At 51.9% G+C, this 18,579-nt stretch carries 16 protein-coding genes and 1 tRNA gene; 9 read left to right on the top strand and 8 right to left on the bottom strand.

From position 1 onward, the window contains the following. Positions 1 to 124 precede the first annotated feature (124 nt). The 6 genes from potF (at position 125) to rlmC (ending at position 6,032) form a co-directional block, all read left to right on the top strand. Positions 125 to 1,237, top strand: a complete 1,113-nt coding sequence (potF, locus tag SK36_RS13580; protein ID WP_045441235.1) for a spermidine/putrescine ABC transporter substrate-binding protein PotF — start codon at positions 125 to 127, stop codon at positions 1,235 to 1,237. Between the two features lie 140 nt (positions 1,238 to 1,377). After that, entirely contained in the window at positions 1,378 to 2,511 is a 1,134-nt protein-coding gene (potG, locus tag SK36_RS13575) for a putrescine ABC transporter ATP-binding subunit PotG (RefSeq protein ID WP_048221773.1), read from the top strand. 9 nt (positions 2,512 to 2,520) lie between these two features. Next, positions 2,521 to 3,474: a putrescine ABC transporter permease PotH gene (gene potH, locus SK36_RS13570; RefSeq protein WP_045441237.1), complete on the top strand. Its 954-nt coding sequence runs from the start codon at positions 2,521 to 2,523 to the stop codon at positions 3,472 to 3,474. After that, a complete protein-coding gene (gene potI, locus SK36_RS13565) occupies positions 3,471 to 4,316 on the top strand; it encodes a putrescine ABC transporter permease PotI (protein WP_045441238.1) in 846 nt (281 codons plus the stop codon). The genes potH and potI overlap by 4 nt, the downstream gene beginning before the upstream one ends. Positions 4,317 to 4,336: 20 nt before the next feature. Beyond that, positions 4,337 to 4,864, top strand: a complete 528-nt coding sequence (locus SK36_RS13560; protein WP_136345464.1) for a YbjO family protein — start codon at positions 4,337 to 4,339, stop codon at positions 4,862 to 4,864. Positions 4,865 to 4,904: 40 nt separating this feature from the next. Beyond that, positions 4,905 to 6,032 (top strand): 23S rRNA (uracil(747)-C(5))-methyltransferase RlmC, encoded by a 1,128-nt coding sequence (rlmC, locus tag SK36_RS13555; protein WP_048221771.1) that lies wholly within the window; start codon positions 4,905 to 4,907, stop codon positions 6,030 to 6,032. A 286-nt stretch (positions 6,033 to 6,318) separates the two neighbouring features. Here rlmC and SK36_RS13550 read toward each other — a convergent pair. From SK36_RS13550 to SK36_RS13540, 3 genes are all read right to left on the bottom strand, one after another. Then, a tRNA-Ser gene (locus SK36_RS13550) sits at positions 6,319 to 6,406 on the bottom strand. Between the two features lie 148 nt (positions 6,407 to 6,554). After that, positions 6,555 to 7,232: a hydrolase gene (locus tag SK36_RS13545; RefSeq protein ID WP_048221770.1), complete on the bottom strand. Its 678-nt coding sequence runs from the start codon at positions 7,230 to 7,232 to the stop codon at positions 6,555 to 6,557. A 16-nt stretch (positions 7,233 to 7,248) separates the two neighbouring features. Continuing rightward, entirely contained in the window at positions 7,249 to 8,109 is an 861-nt protein-coding gene (locus SK36_RS13540; RefSeq protein ID WP_045441242.1) for a pirin family protein, read from the bottom strand. 108 nt (positions 8,110 to 8,217) lie between these two features. Between SK36_RS13540 and SK36_RS13535 the strand changes: the two genes are divergently transcribed. Further along, positions 8,218 to 9,129 (top strand): LysR family transcriptional regulator, encoded by a 912-nt coding sequence (locus tag SK36_RS13535; protein WP_045441243.1) that lies wholly within the window; start codon positions 8,218 to 8,220, stop codon positions 9,127 to 9,129. A 78-nt stretch (positions 9,130 to 9,207) separates the two neighbouring features. Here the strand turns inward: SK36_RS13535 and infA are convergent, their stop codons facing one another. The 5 genes from infA to trxB all read right to left on the bottom strand — a co-directional run bounded on the left by infA (position 9,208) and on the right by trxB (position 15,032). Then, positions 9,208 to 9,426 (bottom strand): translation initiation factor IF-1, encoded by a 219-nt coding sequence (gene infA / locus SK36_RS13530; RefSeq protein ID WP_002211347.1) that lies wholly within the window; start codon positions 9,424 to 9,426, stop codon positions 9,208 to 9,210. Between the two features lie 285 nt (positions 9,427 to 9,711). Continuing rightward, positions 9,712 to 10,416 (bottom strand): leucyl/phenylalanyl-tRNA--protein transferase, encoded by a 705-nt coding sequence (gene aat / locus SK36_RS13525; RefSeq protein WP_048221769.1) that lies wholly within the window; start codon positions 10,414 to 10,416, stop codon positions 9,712 to 9,714. A 44-nt stretch (positions 10,417 to 10,460) separates the two neighbouring features. Further along, entirely contained in the window at positions 10,461 to 12,182 is a 1,722-nt protein-coding gene (cydC, locus tag SK36_RS13520) for a heme ABC transporter ATP-binding protein/permease CydC (protein WP_048221768.1), read from the bottom strand. After that, positions 12,183 to 13,949 carry a heme ABC transporter permease/ATP-binding protein CydD gene (cydD, locus tag SK36_RS13515; protein WP_048221767.1) on the bottom strand — a complete coding sequence of 589 codons (1,767 nt, stop codon included), beginning with the start codon at positions 13,947 to 13,949 and terminating at the stop codon, positions 12,183 to 12,185. It abuts the gene before it with no gap. A gap of 114 nt (positions 13,950 to 14,063) precedes the next feature. Beyond that, positions 14,064 to 15,032 carry a thioredoxin-disulfide reductase gene (trxB, locus tag SK36_RS13510; RefSeq protein WP_045441247.1) on the bottom strand — a complete coding sequence of 323 codons (969 nt, stop codon included), beginning with the start codon at positions 15,030 to 15,032 and terminating at the stop codon, positions 14,064 to 14,066. Between the two features lie 547 nt (positions 15,033 to 15,579). On the opposite strand from trxB, the gene lrp reads away from it, so the two are divergent. Together lrp and SK36_RS13500 are read left to right on the top strand one after the other, a co-directional pair. Continuing rightward, positions 15,580 to 16,074 (top strand): leucine-responsive transcriptional regulator Lrp, encoded by a 495-nt coding sequence (gene lrp, locus SK36_RS13505; protein WP_002439523.1) that lies wholly within the window; start codon positions 15,580 to 15,582, stop codon positions 16,072 to 16,074. 134 nt (positions 16,075 to 16,208) lie between these two features. Further along, on the top strand, positions 16,209 to 18,579 hold a 2,371-nt coding region (locus SK36_RS13500; protein WP_048221766.1), incomplete at its 3' end, for a DNA translocase FtsK 4TM domain-containing protein.

Below are 18,579 nucleotides of genomic sequence, written 5' to 3'. Positions count from 1 at the left end.
AGCGGCATGGGGAGAAGCCCTTCTTCTCATCGGTGCCCAATGAAAAAATATGCACATTTCTTGCATATCGTGGAGTGTGACTTTTTTGTTCGTTTGTTAACGAACTTTCAGAAGGAAAGAGATTATGACCGCCTTAAATAAAAAATGGTTATCAGGCCTGGTTGCGGGTGCTCTGATGGCTATCTCTGCCGGCACGCTCGCTGCTGAACAAAAAACACTGCATATTTATAACTGGTCTGATTATATCGCTCCGGATACGGTGGCGAATTTTGAAAAAGAGACCGGGATTAAAGTGGTTTATGACGTATTCGACTCCAACGAGGTGCTGGAAGGTAAGCTGATGGCTGGCAGCACCGGTTTTGATCTGGTGGTACCTTCAGCCAGCTTTCTTGAGCGTCAACTCACTGCGGGAGTATTTCAGCCGCTGGATAAAAGTAAACTTCCTGGCTGGAAGAACCTCGATCCCGAACTGCTGAAACTGGTAGCGAAACACGATCCTGACAATAAGTTTGCCATGCCGTATATGTGGGCAACCACCGGTATTGGTTACAACGTGGATAAAGTTAAAGCGGTGCTGGGGGCTGATGCTCCGGTTAATAGTTGGGATCTGATCCTTAAACCGGAAAATCTTGAAAAACTTAAAAGCTGCGGTGTTTCTTTCCTGGATGCGCCCGAAGAAGTATTTGCCACTGTGCTGAATTATTTGGGGAAAGATCCAAACAGTACCAAAGCAGATGATTACACCGGGCCGGCGACGGACCTGCTGTTGAAGCTGCGTCCGAACATTCGCTACTTCCACTCTTCTCAATACATTAACGATCTGGCTAACGGCGATACCTGCGTAGCAATCGGCTGGGCAGGGGATGTATGGCAGGCCGCTAACCGTGCTAAGGAAGCGAAAAATGGTGTCAATATTTCCTTCTCAATTCCAAAAGAAGGGGCGATGGCGTTCTTCGACGTTTTTGCGATGCCTGCGGATGCTAAAAACAAAGATGAAGCATATCAGTTCCTCAACTACCTGCTGCGTCCGGATGTGATTGCCCATATTTCCGATCACGTGTTCTACGCGAATGCTAACAAAGAAGCGACGGCGTTGGTCAGCCCTGAGGTTCGGGACAATCCGGGTATCTATCCACCTGCGGATGTAAGAGCCAAGATGTTCACGCTGAAAGTGCAGGATCCGAAGATCGATCGTGTACGTACCCGTGCCTGGACGAAGGTGAAAAGCGGGAAATAACCCGATGTTTGGGACATGACCCGGCGGTACTTGTGCCCGCCGGGGCTGCATTGATACCCGAACACGTATAACCCGGCAATACGCACCATTGTGGTGCGTTATTTGCACCGTTTTTTTGTTTTATGCCGGAGAGCACTTGAGTGAATGATGCAACCTCCCGCCCACAGGCGAAGACCCGTAAAGCGCTGACCCCGCTCCTTGAAATTCGTAACCTGACCAAGTCATTTGATGGCCAGCACGCCGTCGATGATGTCAGCCTCACAATCTATAAAGGTGAAATATTTGCCCTGCTTGGCGCATCCGGCTGCGGCAAATCGACCCTGCTACGCATGCTGGCGGGGTTTGAACTGCCGACTACCGGGCAAATTATGCTGGATGGTGTTGATTTAGCGCATGTCCCGCCTTATCTGCGCCCGATAAATATGATGTTTCAGTCCTACGCGCTGTTTCCGCACATGACGGTGGAGCAGAACATTGCCTTTGGCCTTAAGCAGGACAAGTTGCCGAAAGCTGAAATTACCAGTCGCGTGAACGAGATGTTAGGCCTGGTGCATATGCAGGAATTTGCCAAACGCAAACCGCACCAGCTTTCCGGCGGTCAGCGTCAGCGTGTGGCGCTGGCGCGAAGCCTGGCAAAACGTCCGAAGCTGTTGCTGCTGGATGAGCCGATGGGGGCTCTGGATAAGAAACTACGTGACCGTATGCAACTGGAAGTGGTTGATATCCTCGAGCGTGTAGGGGTTACCTGCGTGATGGTGACACACGATCAGGAAGAAGCCATGACGATGGCGGGTCGCATTGCGATTATGAATCGTGGCAAGTTTGTACAAATCGGCGAGCCTGAAGAAATATATGAGCATCCGACCACGCGTTACAGCGCGGAATTTATCGGCTCAGTAAACGTTTTTGAAGGTCTACTGAAAGATCGTCAGGAAGATGGTCTGGTTATTGACTCCCCAGGGTTGGTTCATCCGCTGAAAGTGGATGCCGATGTTTCCATTGTTGATAACGTGCCAGTGTATGTTGCGCTGCGCCCGGAAAAAATCATGCTCTGTGAAGCCCCTCCGGCTGATGGCTATAACTTTGCGGTGGGCGAAGTCGTACACATTGCCTATCTCGGTGATTTGTCTGTATACCACGTACGTTTAAAAAGCGGCCAGATGTTGAGCGCCCAGTTACAAAACGAACATCGCTATCGCAAGGGGCTACCGACCTGGGGCGATGAAGTACGTTTGTGTTGGGATGCGGACAGCTGTGTGGTGTTGACGGTTTAAGGAGTGAAGATGAGTACACTTGAACCTCCGGCTCGTGTGGACAAAGCGGGCCGTTTCACGCTGTTTATGTCGCGGATGCAGATGAAGCACGGGCGCAAGCTGGTGATTGCGCTGCCGTATGTTTGGCTGGTGCTCCTGTTTTTGTTGCCGTTTTTGATTGTTTTTAAGATCAGCCTGTCAGAGATGGCGCGGGCTATTCCCCCGTATACTGACCTTGTAGGCTGGGCTGATGACCAATTATCCATTACGCTCAATCTGGGCAACTTCCTGCAGCTAACGGATGATCCGCTCTATTTTGATGCTTATCTGCAGTCTTTGCAGGTGGCGGGGATTTCGACGATCTGTTGCCTGTTGCTGGGCTATCCATTGGCATGGGCCGTGGCGCACAGTAAACCGTCAACGCGTAATATTTTGCTATTGCTGGTGATCCTGCCGTCCTGGACCTCTTTTTTGATTCGCGTGTATGCCTGGATGGGGATCCTGAAAAATAACGGGGTATTGAATAATTTCCTGATGTGGCTCGGCGTTATCGATCAGCCACTGACGATCCTGCATACCAATCTGGCAGTTTATATTGGGATTGTTTATGCCTATTTGCCATTTATGGTGCTGCCAATATACACCGCATTAACGCGCATTGATTATTCGCTGGTGGAAGCTGCGCTGGATTTGGGAGCCAGACCGTTGAAAACCTTCTTTAGCGTGATTGTGCCGTTGACCAAGGGAGGGATCATCGCCGGATCAATGCTGGTGTTTATTCCGGCGGTGGGAGAGTTCGTGATCCCTGAGCTGCTTGGTGGCCCGGACAGCATTATGATTGGTCGCGTGTTGTGGCAGGAGTTTTTCAACAATCGTGACTGGCCGGTGGCATCCGCTGTCGCCATTATTATGCTGCTGTTACTGATTGTGCCGATCATGTGGTTCCATAAATATCAGCAAAAAAGCGTGGGGGAACACGGATGAATAACTTACCGGTCGTTCGCTCGCCGTGGCGTATTTTTATTCTGGTGTTGGGATTTACCTTCCTGTACGCACCGATGTTGATGTTGGTTATCTATTCGTTCAACAGCTCCAAACTGGTGACGGTATGGGCTGGTTGGTCAACGCGCTGGTACGGCGAGCTATTCCACGATACTGCGATGATAAGTGCAGTCGGTATGAGCTTAACGATTGCAGCTTGTGCTGCGACGATGGCGGCGATCCTCGGTACTATTGCCGCTGTTGTGATGGTGCGTTTTGGTCGTTTCCGTGGATCTAATGGTTTTGCCTTTATGATTACCGCACCACTGGTTATGCCGGATGTCATTACCGGTTTATCGTTGTTGTTGTTGTTTGTGGCAATGGCACATGCGATTGGCTGGCCAGCGGATCGTGGCATGTTGACCATCTGGCTGGCGCACGTCACGTTCTGTACGGCGTATGTTGCGGTGGTTATCTCTTCGCGTTTGCGCGAACTGGATCACTCAATTGAAGAAGCGGCGATGGATCTTGGTGCGACGCCGGTGAAGGTCTTTTTTGTCATCACGTTGCCGATGATTATGCCAGCGGTAATTTCCGGTTGGTTGTTGGCCTTCACGCTGTCGTTGGATGATCTGGTGATCGCCAGTTTTGTGTCTGGTCCGGGAGCGACGACCCTGCCAATGCTGGTGTTCTCCAGCGTACGTATGGGGGTCAATCCGGAGATTAACGCGTTGGCTACGCTCATCCTTGGTGTGGTAGGAATTATCGGATTTATCGCGTGGTATCTGATGGCGCGAACAGAAAAACAGCGGTTACGCGATATCCAGCGTGCAAGACGCAGCTGAAAAAACTAAAATCTGCCAACCTGTCTACACGGTGCAGCGTTTCCCGTTGCACCGTTTTCACGGAAGACGACGCGTTGGGATTTTTTAAGAAATCATCCACATCACATGCACGCCTGAACGTACCTGCTCTGGTGCAGGTGGCGGCGCTTGCTATTATCATGATCCGTTGCCTCGATCTGTTGATGATTTTAAATACGCTTGGTGTTCGCGGGACGAGCGAGTTTATTCATCGCAGCGTGCAGACCTGGGATTTGACGCTGGTATTTTTGAGCAGCCTGGTGCTGGTTTTTATTGAAATTTACTGTGCATTCTCCCTGGTGAAAGGACGTAACTGGGCACGCTGGCTCTACTTGCTTACCCAGGTGATTGCCTCAGGTTACCTGTGGGCGGCGTCACTCGGTTACGGGTATCCGGAACTGTTCAGTATCGCAGGGGAGTCTAAGCGCGAAATATTCCACACGCTGGTGATGCAAAAATTGCCGGATATGCTGGTGTTGCTGCTTCTCTTTGTTCCTGCGTCCAGTCGGCGGTTCTTCCGTTTGCAATAACGTGTATAATCTTCGCCCCTGTTAATTTGAAGGTTTCCGTATGCAGTGCGCACTTTATGACGCCGGACGCTGTCGTTCCTGTCAGTGGATAACACAGCCAGTTGGCGATCAACTCTCCACTAAAACAGCCGATCTCCAGAATTTGCTGGTCGATTTTTCGGTCGGGGAATGGTGCGCACCGGTCAGTGGTGCGGAAAGCGCTTTTCGTAATAAAGCTAAAATGGTGGTCAGCGGCAGCGTGGAAAAACCGCTGTTGGGTATGCTGCATCGCGACGGCACGCCAGAGGATTTGTGCGATTGCCCGCTCTATCCCACTTCATTTTCCCCGGTATTTGCAGTGTTAAAGCCCTTCATTGCGCGCGCAGGGCTTACTCCTTACAACGTTGCACGCAAGCGGGGAGAGCTCAAATATATTCTGTTAACCGAAAGTCAGTTCGATGGCGGCATGATGCTGCGTTTTGTCTTACGTTCAGACGCTAAACTGGCACAGTTACGCACGGCGCTGCCGTGGCTGCAGGAACAACTGCCACAGTTGAAGGTGATTACGGCCAATATTCAGCCGGTGCATATGGCGATTATGGAAGGGGAGATAGAAATCTTCCTGACAGAACAGCAGGCGTTGGCAGAACGCTTCAACGATGTTCCGCTGTGGATACGTCCGCAGAGCTTCTTCCAGACCAACCCAGAGGTGGCCAGTCGTTTATATGCCACGGCCCGTAACTGGGTCCGTCAGCTTCCGGTTAACCATATGTGGGATCTATTTTGCGGTGTCGGGGGCTTTGGTCTGCATTGCGCTACGCCACAGATGAAACTGACGGGTATTGAAATCGCGCCAGAGGCGATCACCTGTGCAAAACAGTCTGCCCAGGAACTCGGGCTACAGAACCTGCATTTCCAGGCGCTGGACTCGACTCAATTTGCCACGGCGCAGGAAGAAGTGCCTGATCTGGTGCTGGTTAATCCGCCGCGTCGTGGAATTGGAAAACCACTGTGTGATTTTCTCTCCAGAATGGCGCCACGTTTTATTGTGTATTCCAGCTGTAATCCGCAAACGATGGCAAAAGATATTCGCGAGCTGTCGGAATACCACATTGAACGCGTGCAGATATTCGATATGTTCCCTCATACCGCCCATTATGAAGTGTTAACGTTGCTCAGCAGACGATAATTCATTTTCATCAACGAGAATGCCGGATGCGCTGCTTGCATCGTATCTGACATGCGCAACAGGCGAAAAAAAGCCCGTACTTGCGTACGAGCTCTTCTTCAAATATGGCGGTGAGGCGGGGATTGACGCGCTTCGCTCGCCCGTCTGGGGCAGCCCACTCTCTGCGTTCGCGGTCTGTCCAACTGGCTGCGACAGTTGTCGAACACCGGCCGGGGATTCTCATCCCCCTGGACGGGTCACAGGCGAAAAAAAAGCCCGTACTTGCGTACGAGCTCTTCTTCAAATATGGCGGTGAGGCGGGGATTCGAACCCCGGATACGTTGCCGTATACACACTTTCCAGGCGTGCTCCTTCAGCCACTCGGACACCTCACCATATTGTATTGCTGCCTGACCGCTTGGGGGGCAACGGGGCGCTACTATAGGGAGTTGCGCTAAAACGGTCAAGCAGAATTTACGCGTTCATACTCGTTTGGTCACGCAATGTACATATTCTTCGCTCTGACAAGCACGGAGAATATTATTAGCGCTGAGAGTCCAGTTTTTCGCCGTTTGTCACGACCTCCTGGGCTTTGCTGTAGCTTTCGATCAGTAACTGATAAGCCGGGAATACTTTTGTATACACTTCCGCCCATTCTGCGGCGTCTTCACGGTTCCATGTACCCTGCAGTTCGGAGGCGACTGCTGCGGTATCCATTGGTACGACACCAGCCTGAACAATACGCGCGAGGGTGATTTCCTGCGCCATTTTACTGTATGTACCCGATGCGTCGATCACGGCGAAGACTTTATAACCCTCCGCAACCGCGCTGATGGCCGGGAAAGCCATGCATACGCTGGTAATGGTACCGGCGATAATCAGAGTCTTACGCCCCGTCGCTTTTACAGCATTAACAAAGTCTTCGTTATCCCAGGCGTTGATCTCACCTTTACGCGCCACGTATTGGGCATGTGGCGCGTTGGCGTGGATCTCCGGTATCAATGGACCATTGGGGCCTTGTGGGACAGATGCGGTTGTAATCACTGGCATCTTCGCCAGAGTTGCCATTTTCGCCAGCGCGGCGGCACGAGCGCGAAGTTCCGGCATTGGCATATCGCCTACGGTCTGGAAGAGTCCACTCTGGTGATCGATAAGCAGCATGATCGAATCATTCACATCAATGACCGGGCGTGAACCATTAAAATTTGCAGGACTGGACATCGTATTCTCCTTCGATTCAGATTTGGCCAAAGCGGCCGGAGTTAAAATCGCGTACGGCTTCAGCGATTTCTTGTTTCGTGTTCATCACAAACGGGCCGTAACCTACAATCGGCTCATTCAACGGTTCGCCAGATAGAAGCAGCACGCTGGCATCGCTGCTGGCTTCAATGTGTACTGTTTTACCTTGCTGGCTTAATACCACTAGCTGCGCTTCACTCGCGGGCGTGGTGCCGTTGACACTAATATTTCCTTTCAGTACGACCAGCGCGGTGCTCCATCCTTCAGGCTGGGGCAACATGACCTGATGGTTGCGTTGCAGGTGCATATCCCAGACATTTAACGGGGAGAACGTATGTGCCGGACCTTTTATGTCCTGATAGCTACCCGCAATAACGCGAACAGTACCAGCATCATCTGGCAGGGTGACCGTAGGGATGACGTCGCTGCTGATACCCTGGTAACCCGGCGCAGTCATTTTGTCTTTTGCTGGCAGATTCACCCACAGCTGTACCATTTCCAGCTCGCCGCCTTTACGGGTAAATTCAGGCGAATGGAACTCTTCGTGTAAGATCCCGGCCCCCGCCGTCATCCACTGCACGTCACCCGGGCCGATAACGCCGCCGCGACCCGTTGAATCGCGATGTTCAACTTCACCACTGTAAACAATGGTCACCGTTTCAAAGCCACGATGAGGGTGCTCTCCCACGCCGCGCTTTTCGCTACCCGGTGTGAATGTATGCGGACCGGCATAATCCAGCAGCAGGAAAGGGCTTAACTGCTCACCATGAGACTGGTAAGAGAACATTGAGCGAACCGGGAATCCATCGCCAACCCAGTGTGGGCGAGGTGCTGTGTAGACGCCTGTTACTTGTTTCATATTTGTCTCCTCATGGGCATTAGCTTGATGTGAATAAGCTTATATTCATGACAGCGAGCTGAGTAGTCGCTAAAATAGTCTTCACAGTCTCATTAATAGGACAATGCGATGGCGAAGCTGGATCTCAATGATTTCGCGTGGTTTGTTCATGTAGTCGAAGAGGGGGGATTCGCTGCTGCCGGGCGAGCGCTGGATGAACCTAAATCAAAACTCAGCCGACGAATTGCGCAACTGGAGGAGAGACTGGGCGTCCGTTTGATTCAACGAACTACCCGGCAATTTAATGTCACTGAAGTTGGACAGACATTTTACGAGCATTGTAAGGCGATGCTGGTGGAAGCGCAGGCGGCACAGGATGCTATTGCCGCGTTGCAGGTTGAGCCGCGTGGAATTGTAAAACTGACCTGTCCGGTCACTTTGCTGCATGTGCATATTGGTCCCATGCTGGCCAGGTTTATGGCGCGTTATCCGGATGTGTCGGTACAGCTTGAGGCCACGAACCGACGGGTTGATGTCGTAGGGGAAGGCCTGGATGTTGCGATTCGCGTCAGGCCACGCCCTTTTGAGGACAGCGATCTGGTCATGCGGGTGCTTGCGGACAGGGGACATCGGCTGTATGCCAGCCCGACATTAATAGCTCAAATGGGCGCTTTACACTCTCCAGCAGACCTGACTCGCTGGCCGGGCCTGAGTCTGGCATCCGGTAAACATGTTCATCGCTGGGAGTTATTTGGCCCACAGGGCGCGCGTGCGGAGGTTCATTTTACGCCGCGTATGATTACTACTGATATGCTGGCATTACGCGAAGCGGCGATAGCGGGAGTTGGTGTTGTTCAACTTCCGCAACTGATGGTAAAAGATCAATTAGCGGCGGGTGAACTGGTGGCATTACTGGACGGGTGGGAACCTAAGCGAGAGATTATTCACGCAGTCTTTCCATCACGCCGGGGATTATTGCCGTCGGTACGCGCATTGGTGGATTTCCTGACAGAAGAATATGCGCGAATGATCGAGGATTAAATACTTAACCCCGATCCACAAAAAAGGTCGGCTAAACCGACCTTTTATTATCTGGACGCCGGTCTGGCGTGAAAACAATCAGCGACTACGGAAGACAATGCGGCCTTTGCTCAGGTCGTACGGGGTCAGCTCAACAGTCACTTTGTCGCCCGTCAGGATGCGGATATAGTTTTTACGCATTTTACCGGAGATGTGTGCAGTAACCACGTGACCGTTTTCTAACTCTACGCGGAACATGGTATTAGGTAACGTATCGAGAACGGTACCCTGCATTTCAATATTGTCTTCTTTGGCCATCTAATCCTCTGGGGTATCACTACCGTAATTTGAACCGGCAAGATAATGCCGAAGTTCTTTTAATAAGTAAAGATTTGCGCGTTTAAAACACAGCAAATCAGGTTTGGCGCATTACTCTAACCACACACGGCAAAGCCGCACTAAAAGCGCAACGTGTAAGGGAACGATGAGATAAACGATAGGCGTTGCCTGACGCGAACTGTTCCTTAACGGCGGCGGGGTAATGGGCTAAACCAACTCTGCGGCACAATTATAACACCCCGACAAAAAATGTGCCGAAAACATTCACACCTGAGGTGAAAATAACGTTCTCGGCACCCAAAAATGGCTGGGTAGCCGCTGTTGGCGCAGTTTGCTCAGGTGTTCAAGGTACTCCCGCCGGGGAGTTTCAACTGCGCCCAGCGACGCTGTATGGCTATTTAACACCTGGCAGTCGATGAGTTTTCCACCCTGACGTATAAATTCAGCGCAAAATACAAGCAGTGCGGTCTTGGACGCATTTTCCTGACGACTGAACATCGATTCGCCACAGAAAAGTGTACCTTGTGATACGCCGTACATACCGCCAACTAATTCGTTTTGCCGCCATACCTCAATAGAATGAGCATGGCCCAGTTCATGGAGTCGATGGTATGCGTCAACCACATCATGCGTTATCCAGGTGCCTTCTTCCCGGTCATTTGCACAGCCTTCAATAACCTGGCCAAATGCATAATTGAGAGTTACGCGATAAGGTGAATGTTTATGAAAACGTTTCATGCTGCGGCTAATATGAAATGTCTCAGGCCACAAAATAGCTCGCGGATCGGGTGACCACCAGAGGATCGGGTCGCCAGGTGAAAACCACGGGAAAATCCCGCGCTGGTATGCCATGAGCAAGCGGGCAGGGCTGAGATCGCCGCCAAGCGCCAACAAACCGTTAGGTTCGCGTAAAGCGCCTTCCGGCGACGGGAAGGCGATAGAATTACGAGAAAGTTGCACCAGGCGCATGACAGCGAAACTCCACTACGCGAGTCGGATCGTTCAATAATAGCTTACAGACGTTGCTTAAACTGGTAATAACGACCCTGCCGGGCTAACAGATCTGCGTGATTACCTTGCTCAATAATGTGTCCGTTGTCCATCACTATTATTTGATCAAAACGTGACAGCCCGCGCAGACGATGCGTAACCATCAGTACGGTTTTATCTCGCATCACATCGCCAATTAATTCAAGCATTTGGCTTTCTGTTGTGGCATCCAGCCCTTCGGTGGGTTCATCCAGCAGCATCAATGGGGCATCGTGCAACAATGCACGAGCGATGGCCAGACGGCGGAGTTCGCCACCTGAAAGTTGACGACCACCTTCACCTAACCAGGCGTTAAGTCCATCATCCGCCAGCAGCTTTTCCAGACCGACCCGGCTGAGCATTCCGGACAATACCTCATCACTGGCGTGTGGTGCGGCCAGCAGCAGGTTATCGCGTAATGTCGCGCTGAACAGATGCACGCGTTGCGGCACAACGCTGATGCTTTGACGCAGACTGGATTCACTTAAGGCCGAAATTGGCTGATCGTTGATCAGAATTTCGCCGCTTTGTGGGTCCCAGGCACGCGTCAGCAATTGCAGAAGCGTTGACTTTCCGCAGCCGGTACGACCAAGAATCGCAATATGCTCACCGGGTTTAGCCTGCAAGGAAAGAGTATCTAGCGCGTTTTGCGCCTGTCCAGGGTAGCTGAAAGAAACGTCGCGCAGCGTGAGCGTTATTTGTTCAGTGACCGAGGAGCCCACCTCAGGGAAGGTGACTTCCGGCTGCTGTTCGCTCAGTTCAGTGATACGCAGAGCCGAAGCAATCACCTGGCCAAGATGCTGAAACGCCCCGGTGACAGGCGCCAGAGCTTCAAAAGCAGCCAGCGCGCAGAAGACAAACAGGGCAATCAGTGCACCCGGTTGGGTATTTCCGCCCACACCGCCAGAGGCCATCCATAACATCATTATTACGGCCAGAGCGCCAACGAGTAGCATGACAGCCTGGGACAGCGCGGTTAATTCAGACTGACGACGCTGAGCTTCATGCCACTGCATTTCCGTCGCTTCCATTTGTGCACGATAGCGTTCGCTGGCACCAAAAATGGTGAGTTCAGCCTGCCCCTGCAACCATGAAGTTAACTGCTGACGATATTGACCGCGCAGATGCGTCAGACTTTGCCCGGTGCTTTTTCCGGCCTGATAAAAGATTGGGGGCAAAATAAACAAGGTGAGCAGCATAATGCCGCCAAGTGTGATCGCCAGAGTTAGATCGAGAACGCTAAGTCCCAGCGTCACTACCACGATGACCACAAATGCCCCTGTTAGCGGGGAGAGCACGCGTAAATAGAGATGATCGAGCGTGTCGACATCAGCAACCACACGGTTAAGCAACTCCCCCTGGCCATACCGGGCCAGACCAGCAGGAGAAAGCGGCAGCAGTTTACTAAAGGTATAAATACGCAGGTGCTGCAGCACGCGGAATGTCGCGTCGTGGCTGACCAGACGCTCAAAATAACGGCCTGCGGTTCGGGTGATTGCTGCTCCCCGAACGCCTGCCGCCGGGAGCATGTAGTTAAAACTGTAAATCCCGGTCACGCCAACAACTGCGGAGGCGGAAAGGAACCAGCCTGACAGGGTCAGCAAACCGATACTTGCCAGCAGCGTGATTATCGCCAGAACAATGCCTAGCGTTAACATCCATTTGTGACGTTTATACAGCGTCAGATAGGGTAGCAAGGCGCGCATTCAGATATCCTCCTGACGGTGAGCCAGCAATGTCGCAAAAGCGCCGTTGGTTGCGCTAAGTTGAGCATAAGTGCCTTGCTCGACGATTTGTCCATCCTGCATGACCCAGATAGCATCCCAGTCGGCAAGATCTTCGAGCTGATGCGTCACCATCAGCGTGGTCTGGCGGCGTGATGCGGCATTCAATGCCTGCATTACGCGTTGTTCACTGTGAGCATCAAGGCTGGCAGCGGGTTCGTCGAGCAGCAGTAACTGACACGGATTAAGCAGAGCGCGGGCAACGGCAACGCGTTGTGCTTGTCCGACAGAAAGTCGAGCCGCCTGATCGCCTACTGGCGTATCTACACCCTGAGGAAGCAAAGGTAAAAACTCGCTTACCCAGGCACTGTCGAGCGCGGCCTGAAGCTGTTGTTCACTGGCATCAGGACGTGCCAGCAGCACATTATCTCGTAACGTCGCGGCGGGAAGTTGCGGGTTTTGACCAACCCATGAGAGCTGTTTACGCCAGGAGTCAGGCGATAAATCGCGAAGCTCAAAGCCGTTAATCCGCAATGACCCCTGATAAGAGAGAAAACCGGACAGAACGTTCAGAAGGGAGCTTTTACCTGAGCCACTACGACCAACCAGCACCGCACGTTGACCTGCTGGCAGAGAAAAATTGAGTGGCCCAGCCAGAACTTTGCCTTCCGGCGATGTAATGACCAGATCTTCCGCTTCAATCGAAACGGCTTCTTTTGCTGCTAACTCAATGTCACCACGCTCAGGGTGAGCAAGCGGCGTTTCCATGAATGTTTTCAGACTATCTGCAGCACCTACCGCTTGTGCTTTCGCGTGGTAAAACGTACCCAGATCGCGCAAAGGCTGGAAAAATTCTGGGGCAAGGATCAGAGCCAGGAAACCAGCAGCCAGCGTTACGCCAGTTCCGTAATGACCGAAGTTGAGTTCGCCGAGGTAAGAAAAACCGAAATAAACCGCCACCAGGGCGATCGACAGTGACGTGAAAAACTCCAGTACACCCGAGGAAAGGAACGCAAGACGCAGGACTTCCATGGTGCGCTGACGAAAATCTTGCGATGCGGCGCGAATGCTTTCTGTTTCAGCTTCTCCGCGACCAAATATTCTCAGCGTCTCCATGCCCCTTAAGCGGTCGAGGAAATGGCCACTGAGTCTGGCAAGTGCCTGAAAATTACGACGGTTAGCATCTGCTGCTCCCATACCGACCATTGCCATAAAGAGCGGGATCAGCGGTGCGGTGCCCAGCAGGATAAGGGCGGCTACCCAGTTTGAAGGGAAAATTGCTGCCACAATCAATATAGGTACACAGACGGCAAGCGCCATTTGCGGCAGATAACGCGCATAGTAATCATGCATATCGTCAATCTGTTCCAGCACCAGGGTAGCCCAACTCCCGGCGGGTTTACCTTGTATCCATGCCGGACCTGCCTGCTGCAGGCGGTCCAGAACTTGACGGCGAATTTCAAAGCGAATGTGTTGTCCCGCATGGAAACCGACTCGCTCACGTAACCAGACAACCCAAGCACGCAGGATAAATATCAATACCAGCACGATGAAGGGGAGGAGAAGGGCCTCTCGGGGAATGTTGTCCATGATCATATGCTCAAGAATACGAGCCATGAGCCAGGCCTGAGCGACAATTAACAGCCCGCTCACGAATCCCAGCAGACGTGAAATATTTAGCCAGCGTTGTGAAATGACACTTTGCTGTTTTAACCAGTGGGTTAGCTCTTTTTGACGGGTTTTATTCATTGCTCGCTTAGCAGGTGAGTTATTGGAATTTTTGGGCAGGACAATGTTACAACGAGGCAAAAATAAAGGCGACTTATAGTCGCCTTTTTTACTTTTGTTACTGATTTGTAAAAACTATTTGCAGGCGTCAGCCAGACCATCAAGATAGCGTTCAGCATCGAGGGCAGCCATACACCCCGTACCTGCCGAGGTAATCGCCTGACGATAGATATGATCCATTACGTCGCCGGCTGCGAATACGCCAGGAATGCTGGTTTGCGTTGCATTGCCATGAATGCCGGACTGGACTTTGATGTAGCCGTTTTCCAGTTCAAGCTGACCGTCGAAAATGGCGGTGTTCGGGCTGTGGCCGATAGCGACAAATAATCCTGCGACGTCGAGAGACTCAACGTTGTCAGTATTCTGGGTATCACGCAGACGCAGTCCGGTCACACCCATTTGATCGCCGGTAACTTCTTCCAGAGTGCGGTGAGTGTGCAGCACAATGTTGCCGTTCTCGACTTTATCCATCAAACGTTTGATGAGGATTTTCTCAGCACGGAAGCTGTCGCGACGGTGGATCAAATGAACCTCAGAAGCGATATTCGCCAGGTACAATGCTTCTTCTACAGCGGTATTACCACCGCCAATAACCGCAACCTTTTGGTTACGATAGAAGAAACCGTCACAGGTCGCACAGGCGGAAACGCCGCGGCCTTTAAATGCCTCTTCTGAAGGTAAACCAAGATAGCGTGCTGAAGCGCCAGTGGCGATAATCAGTGCATCGCAAGTATATTCGCCGCTGTCACCGGTCAGGCGAAACGGACGATTTTGCAGATCAACTTTACTGATGTGATCAAAAATGATTTCGGTTTCAAATTTCGTCGCGTGTTCATGCATACGCTCCATCAGCAACGGGCCAGTGAGATCGTGCGGATCGCCAGGCCAGTTTTCCACTTCTGTCGTTGTGGTCAACTGACCACCTTTTTCCATACCGGTAATCAACACCGGTTGCAGGTTTGCACGCGCAGCATAGACCGCGGCGGTGTATCCCGCAGGGCCTGAGCCCAGAATAAGAAGTTTACTGTGTTTGGTCGTGCCCATGAGATCCCCATAGTTGTTGGCAGGCAATGAGCAGGATTGTAGGGAATTTACGAACGTAAAAAAAGAGTATGGCGATTTTGTTAACAATATGTGTAATAGCAGAAACCGATGATTGCTAAAAACGACGGTAATATTATAACGATTTCTACTTAAAATCGGTCAGTTATAAGGTGATAAAATGACGATTTTCCATCACTCCCAATGAATAACTGGCATGTTGTACTAAAAATCGATGTTTTGCTTTGACAATCCCCTGCTGTTTTGCGAAAACATTCAAGGAAGAAAAAAACTGTGTCATGTATATGCTGCATAATCATGCATGTAGATAACATGTTTACCGAGTTAGCGAAATCTACGCATGGCGTGGACAGATGCCATTCGTGATGTCGATAGCCGCCGACAGGCAACGGTCTTCTCACCGTAAACCCAGGCATTGCGCACCGTAAATCCCTCTGGGTTTCGGGTTATTATGATGGGTAGCGGCTCTAAACAGTGATGTTTGTAGAGTCAGGCAGGAGTAGGGAAGGAATACAGAGAGACAATAATAATGGTAGATAGTAAGAAGCGCCCTGGCAAAGATCTCGACCGTATCGATCGTAACATTCTTAATGAGCTGCAAAAGGATGGGCGTATTTCTAACGTCGAGCTTTCTAAACGAGTGGGACTTTCACCAACGCCCTGCCTTGAGCGTGTGCGTCGGTTGGAAAGACAGGGTTTTATTCAGGGCTATACAGCGCTGTTGAACCCGCATTATCTGGATGCATCACTTCTGGTTTTTGTTGAGATTACTCTGAATCGTGGCGCCCCGGATGTGTTTGAGCAATTTAACTCTGCAGTACAAAAACTTGAAGAAATTCAAGAATGTCATTTGGTGTCCGGTGATTTCGACTACCTGCTGAAAACACGCGTACCGGATATGTCAGCTTACCGTAAGCTGTTAGGGGAAACCCTGCTGCGTCTGCCTGGCGTGAATGACACACGTACTTACGTGGTTATGGAAGAAGTAAAACAGAGCAATCGTCTGGTTATTAAGACGCGCTAACACGGAACAGGTGCAAAATCGACTCAGTTTGATTACACTCCTGTTAATCCATACAGCAACAGTGCCGGGGTAACCCGGTGCTGTTGTCCGTTTTAGCATCGGGCAGGAAAAGCCTGAAACCTGGAGAGCCGTTTTTGAGCCAGGAATACACTGAAGACAAAGACGTCACATTGACGAAGTTAAGCAGCGGGCGCCGACTTCTGGAAGCGCTACTCATCCTTATTGCCCTTTTTGCCGTCTGGTTGATGGCTGCCTTACTCAGCTTTAACCCTTCGGACCCCAGCTGGTCGCAAACCGCGTGGCACGAGCCTATTCATAATCTGGGGGGAATACCCGGCGCATGGCTGGCGGACACGCTGTTCTTTATTTTCGGCGTCATGGCCTACACCATTCCCGTAATCATTGTTGGCGGCTGTTGGTTTGCCTGGCGGCATCAGGCCAGTGATGAATACGTTGATTATTTTGCCGTGTCGCTTCGCATTATCGGCGTTCTGGCGCTGATTCTTACTTCTTGCGGACTGGCGGCAATCAATGCCGACGACATCTGGTATTTCGCCTCCGGTGGCGTGATTGGCAGTTTGCTAAGTACCACTTTGCAACCTCTGCTGCATAGCAGCGGGGGAACGCTCACACTGTTATGTATCTGGGCTGCTGGGTTAACTCTGTTTACCGGCTGGTCATGGGTGAGTATTGCGGAGAAATTAGGGGGCTGGCTGCTAAATATTCTGACATTTGCCAGCAACCGAACTCGTCGTGATGATACCTGGGTCGATGATGAAGAATATGAAGACGACGAGTTTGTCGACGCTGCCGAAGGAAAACCGCATGAATCGCGTCGGGCACGTATTCTTCGCGGCGCATTAGCGCGCCGTAAGCGCCTGGCTGAAAAATTTACCAACCCGCTTGGGCGTCACACCGATGCTGCGCTGTTCTCCGGCAAACGCATGGATGATGAAGATGAAATAGAATACAGCGCCCGTGGCGTCGTTGCCGATCCTAATGATGTCCTGTTCTCTGGAAATCGGGCGACGTTGCCAGAATATGATGAATTCGATCCGCTGCTCAATGGACACTCTGTAGCAGAGCCAGTGGCAGCTGCTGCGGCGGCCACTGCAGCAACGCAGGCCTGGAGCGCTCCCGTTGATCCATTGATGCAAACCCCGCCTGCATCGGGCACAGTTCCTGTTCAGCCTGCTCCTGCAGTTGCATGGCAATCTGCGCCGGGGCCACAGACTGGTGAACCGGCTATCGCGCCTGCACCAGAAGGGTATCCGCAGACAAATCAGTACGCACAGCCATCTGTACAACCTTATGAAGCGTGGCAACAACCGGCGCCTGTTGAGCCCCAGCCGCAATATGCCGTTCCTCCTGTGGCTGACGTTGGTTATGAGCAGCCGATGATGCCAGAATCGCAAATGCCCTGGCAGACGCAAGAGCCGGTAGCGGAACAAAGCTGGCAACCTGAACCGGTTTATCAGCAGAATGCTCCTCTCCAGCCACAGTCTGTCTATCAGCAGGAGACTATTCCATCGCAACCAGTTGTTCATCAGCAATCCATTGTTGAACCGCCACCTATTGTTGAGCCGGAACCGGTTGTTGAAGAGACTAAACCAGCTCGTCCTCCGCTCTACTATTTTGAAGAAGTGGAAGAGAAACGTGCGCGCGAACGTGAACAACTCGCAGCATGGTATCAGCCAATTCCGGAACCTGTGACAGAGCCAGAACGGGTGAAACCGTCTATGCCGACAACTGCCGCCATACCGCCAGTTGAGTCTGTCGTTGCCGCTGCACCAATGGCCACAGGGGCGAAAAATGCAGCTCTGGCTACCGGGGCTGCCGTTGCTGCCGCACCTGTGTTTAGTCTGGCTGGTGGTGCGCCACGTCCGCAGGTGAAAGAAGGTATTGGGCCGCAGTTGCCACGCCCGAACCGTGTCCGCGTGCCAACGCGTCGTGAACTGGCCTCGTATGGCATAAAATTACCGTCGCAGCGAATTGCTGAAGAAAAAGCGCGTGAAGAGCAACTTGATTCGGATACGCAATATAGTGACGATGAAATTGATGCAATGCATCAGGATGAGCTGGCACGTCAGTTCGCGCAGTCCCAACAGCATCGTTATGGGGAAGAGTATCAGGACGGTACAAACCAAGCTGAGGATGAAGATTCTGCTGCAGAAGCGGAGTTAGCCCGTCAGTTTGCATCTTCCCAACAGCAGCGCTATTCCGGCGAACAACCTGCGGGCGCTAATCCGTTCTCACTGGATGACTTTGCATTCTCACCGATGAAAGCTCTGGTCGATGACGGCCCGCATGAGCCGCTGTTTACCCCGAGCGTGATGCCGGAGGAGCCTGCACCAGCGCCGCATTATCAACAGCCGCCGCAGCCTGTAGCGCCGCAGCAGCATTATCAGCAGCCGCCGCAGCCTGTAGCGCCGCAGCAACATTATCAGCAGCCGCCACAGCCTGTAGCACCGCAGCAGCATTATCAGCAGCCGCCGCAGCCTGTAG

The organism is Citrobacter sp. MGH106 (assembly GCF_001037495.1).
Taxonomy (GTDB): domain Bacteria; phylum Pseudomonadota; class Gammaproteobacteria; order Enterobacterales; family Enterobacteriaceae; genus Citrobacter; species Citrobacter murliniae.
The sequence above is the reverse complement of the archived record's forward strand: the minus strand, read 5'-3'. Positions and strand labels throughout refer to the sequence as shown.

Coding starts and splice junctions, on each gene's coding strand:
- lrp (WP_002439523.1), top strand. CDS start 15,580: ATGGTAGATAGTAAGAAGCGCCCTGGCAAAGATCTCGACCGTATCGAT.
- trxB (WP_045441247.1), bottom strand. CDS start 15,032: ATGGGCACGACCAAACACAGTAAACTTCTTATTCTGGGCTCAGGCCCT.
- potI (WP_045441238.1), top strand. CDS start 3,471: ATGAATAACTTACCGGTCGTTCGCTCGCCGTGGCGTATTTTTATTCTG.
- aat (WP_048221769.1), bottom strand. CDS start 10,416: ATGCGCCTGGTGCAACTTTCTCGTAATTCTATCGCCTTCCCGTCGCCG.
- potF (WP_045441235.1), top strand. CDS start 125: ATGACCGCCTTAAATAAAAAATGGTTATCAGGCCTGGTTGCGGGTGCT.
- potH (WP_045441237.1), top strand. CDS start 2,521: ATGAGTACACTTGAACCTCCGGCTCGTGTGGACAAAGCGGGCCGTTTC.
- SK36_RS13540 (WP_045441242.1), bottom strand. CDS start 8,109: ATGAAACAAGTAACAGGCGTCTACACAGCACCTCGCCCACACTGGGTT.
- SK36_RS13545 (WP_048221770.1), bottom strand. CDS start 7,232: ATGTCCAGTCCTGCAAATTTTAATGGTTCACGCCCGGTCATTGATGTG.
- cydC (WP_048221768.1), bottom strand. CDS start 12,182: ATGCGCGCCTTGCTACCCTATCTGACGCTGTATAAACGTCACAAATGG.
- infA (WP_002211347.1), bottom strand. CDS start 9,426: ATGGCCAAAGAAGACAATATTGAAATGCAGGGTACCGTTCTCGATACG.
- SK36_RS13535 (WP_045441243.1), top strand. CDS start 8,218: ATGGCGAAGCTGGATCTCAATGATTTCGCGTGGTTTGTTCATGTAGTC.
- rlmC (WP_048221771.1), top strand. CDS start 4,905: ATGCAGTGCGCACTTTATGACGCCGGACGCTGTCGTTCCTGTCAGTGG.
- cydD (WP_048221767.1), bottom strand. CDS start 13,949: ATGAATAAAACCCGTCAAAAAGAGCTAACCCACTGGTTAAAACAGCAA.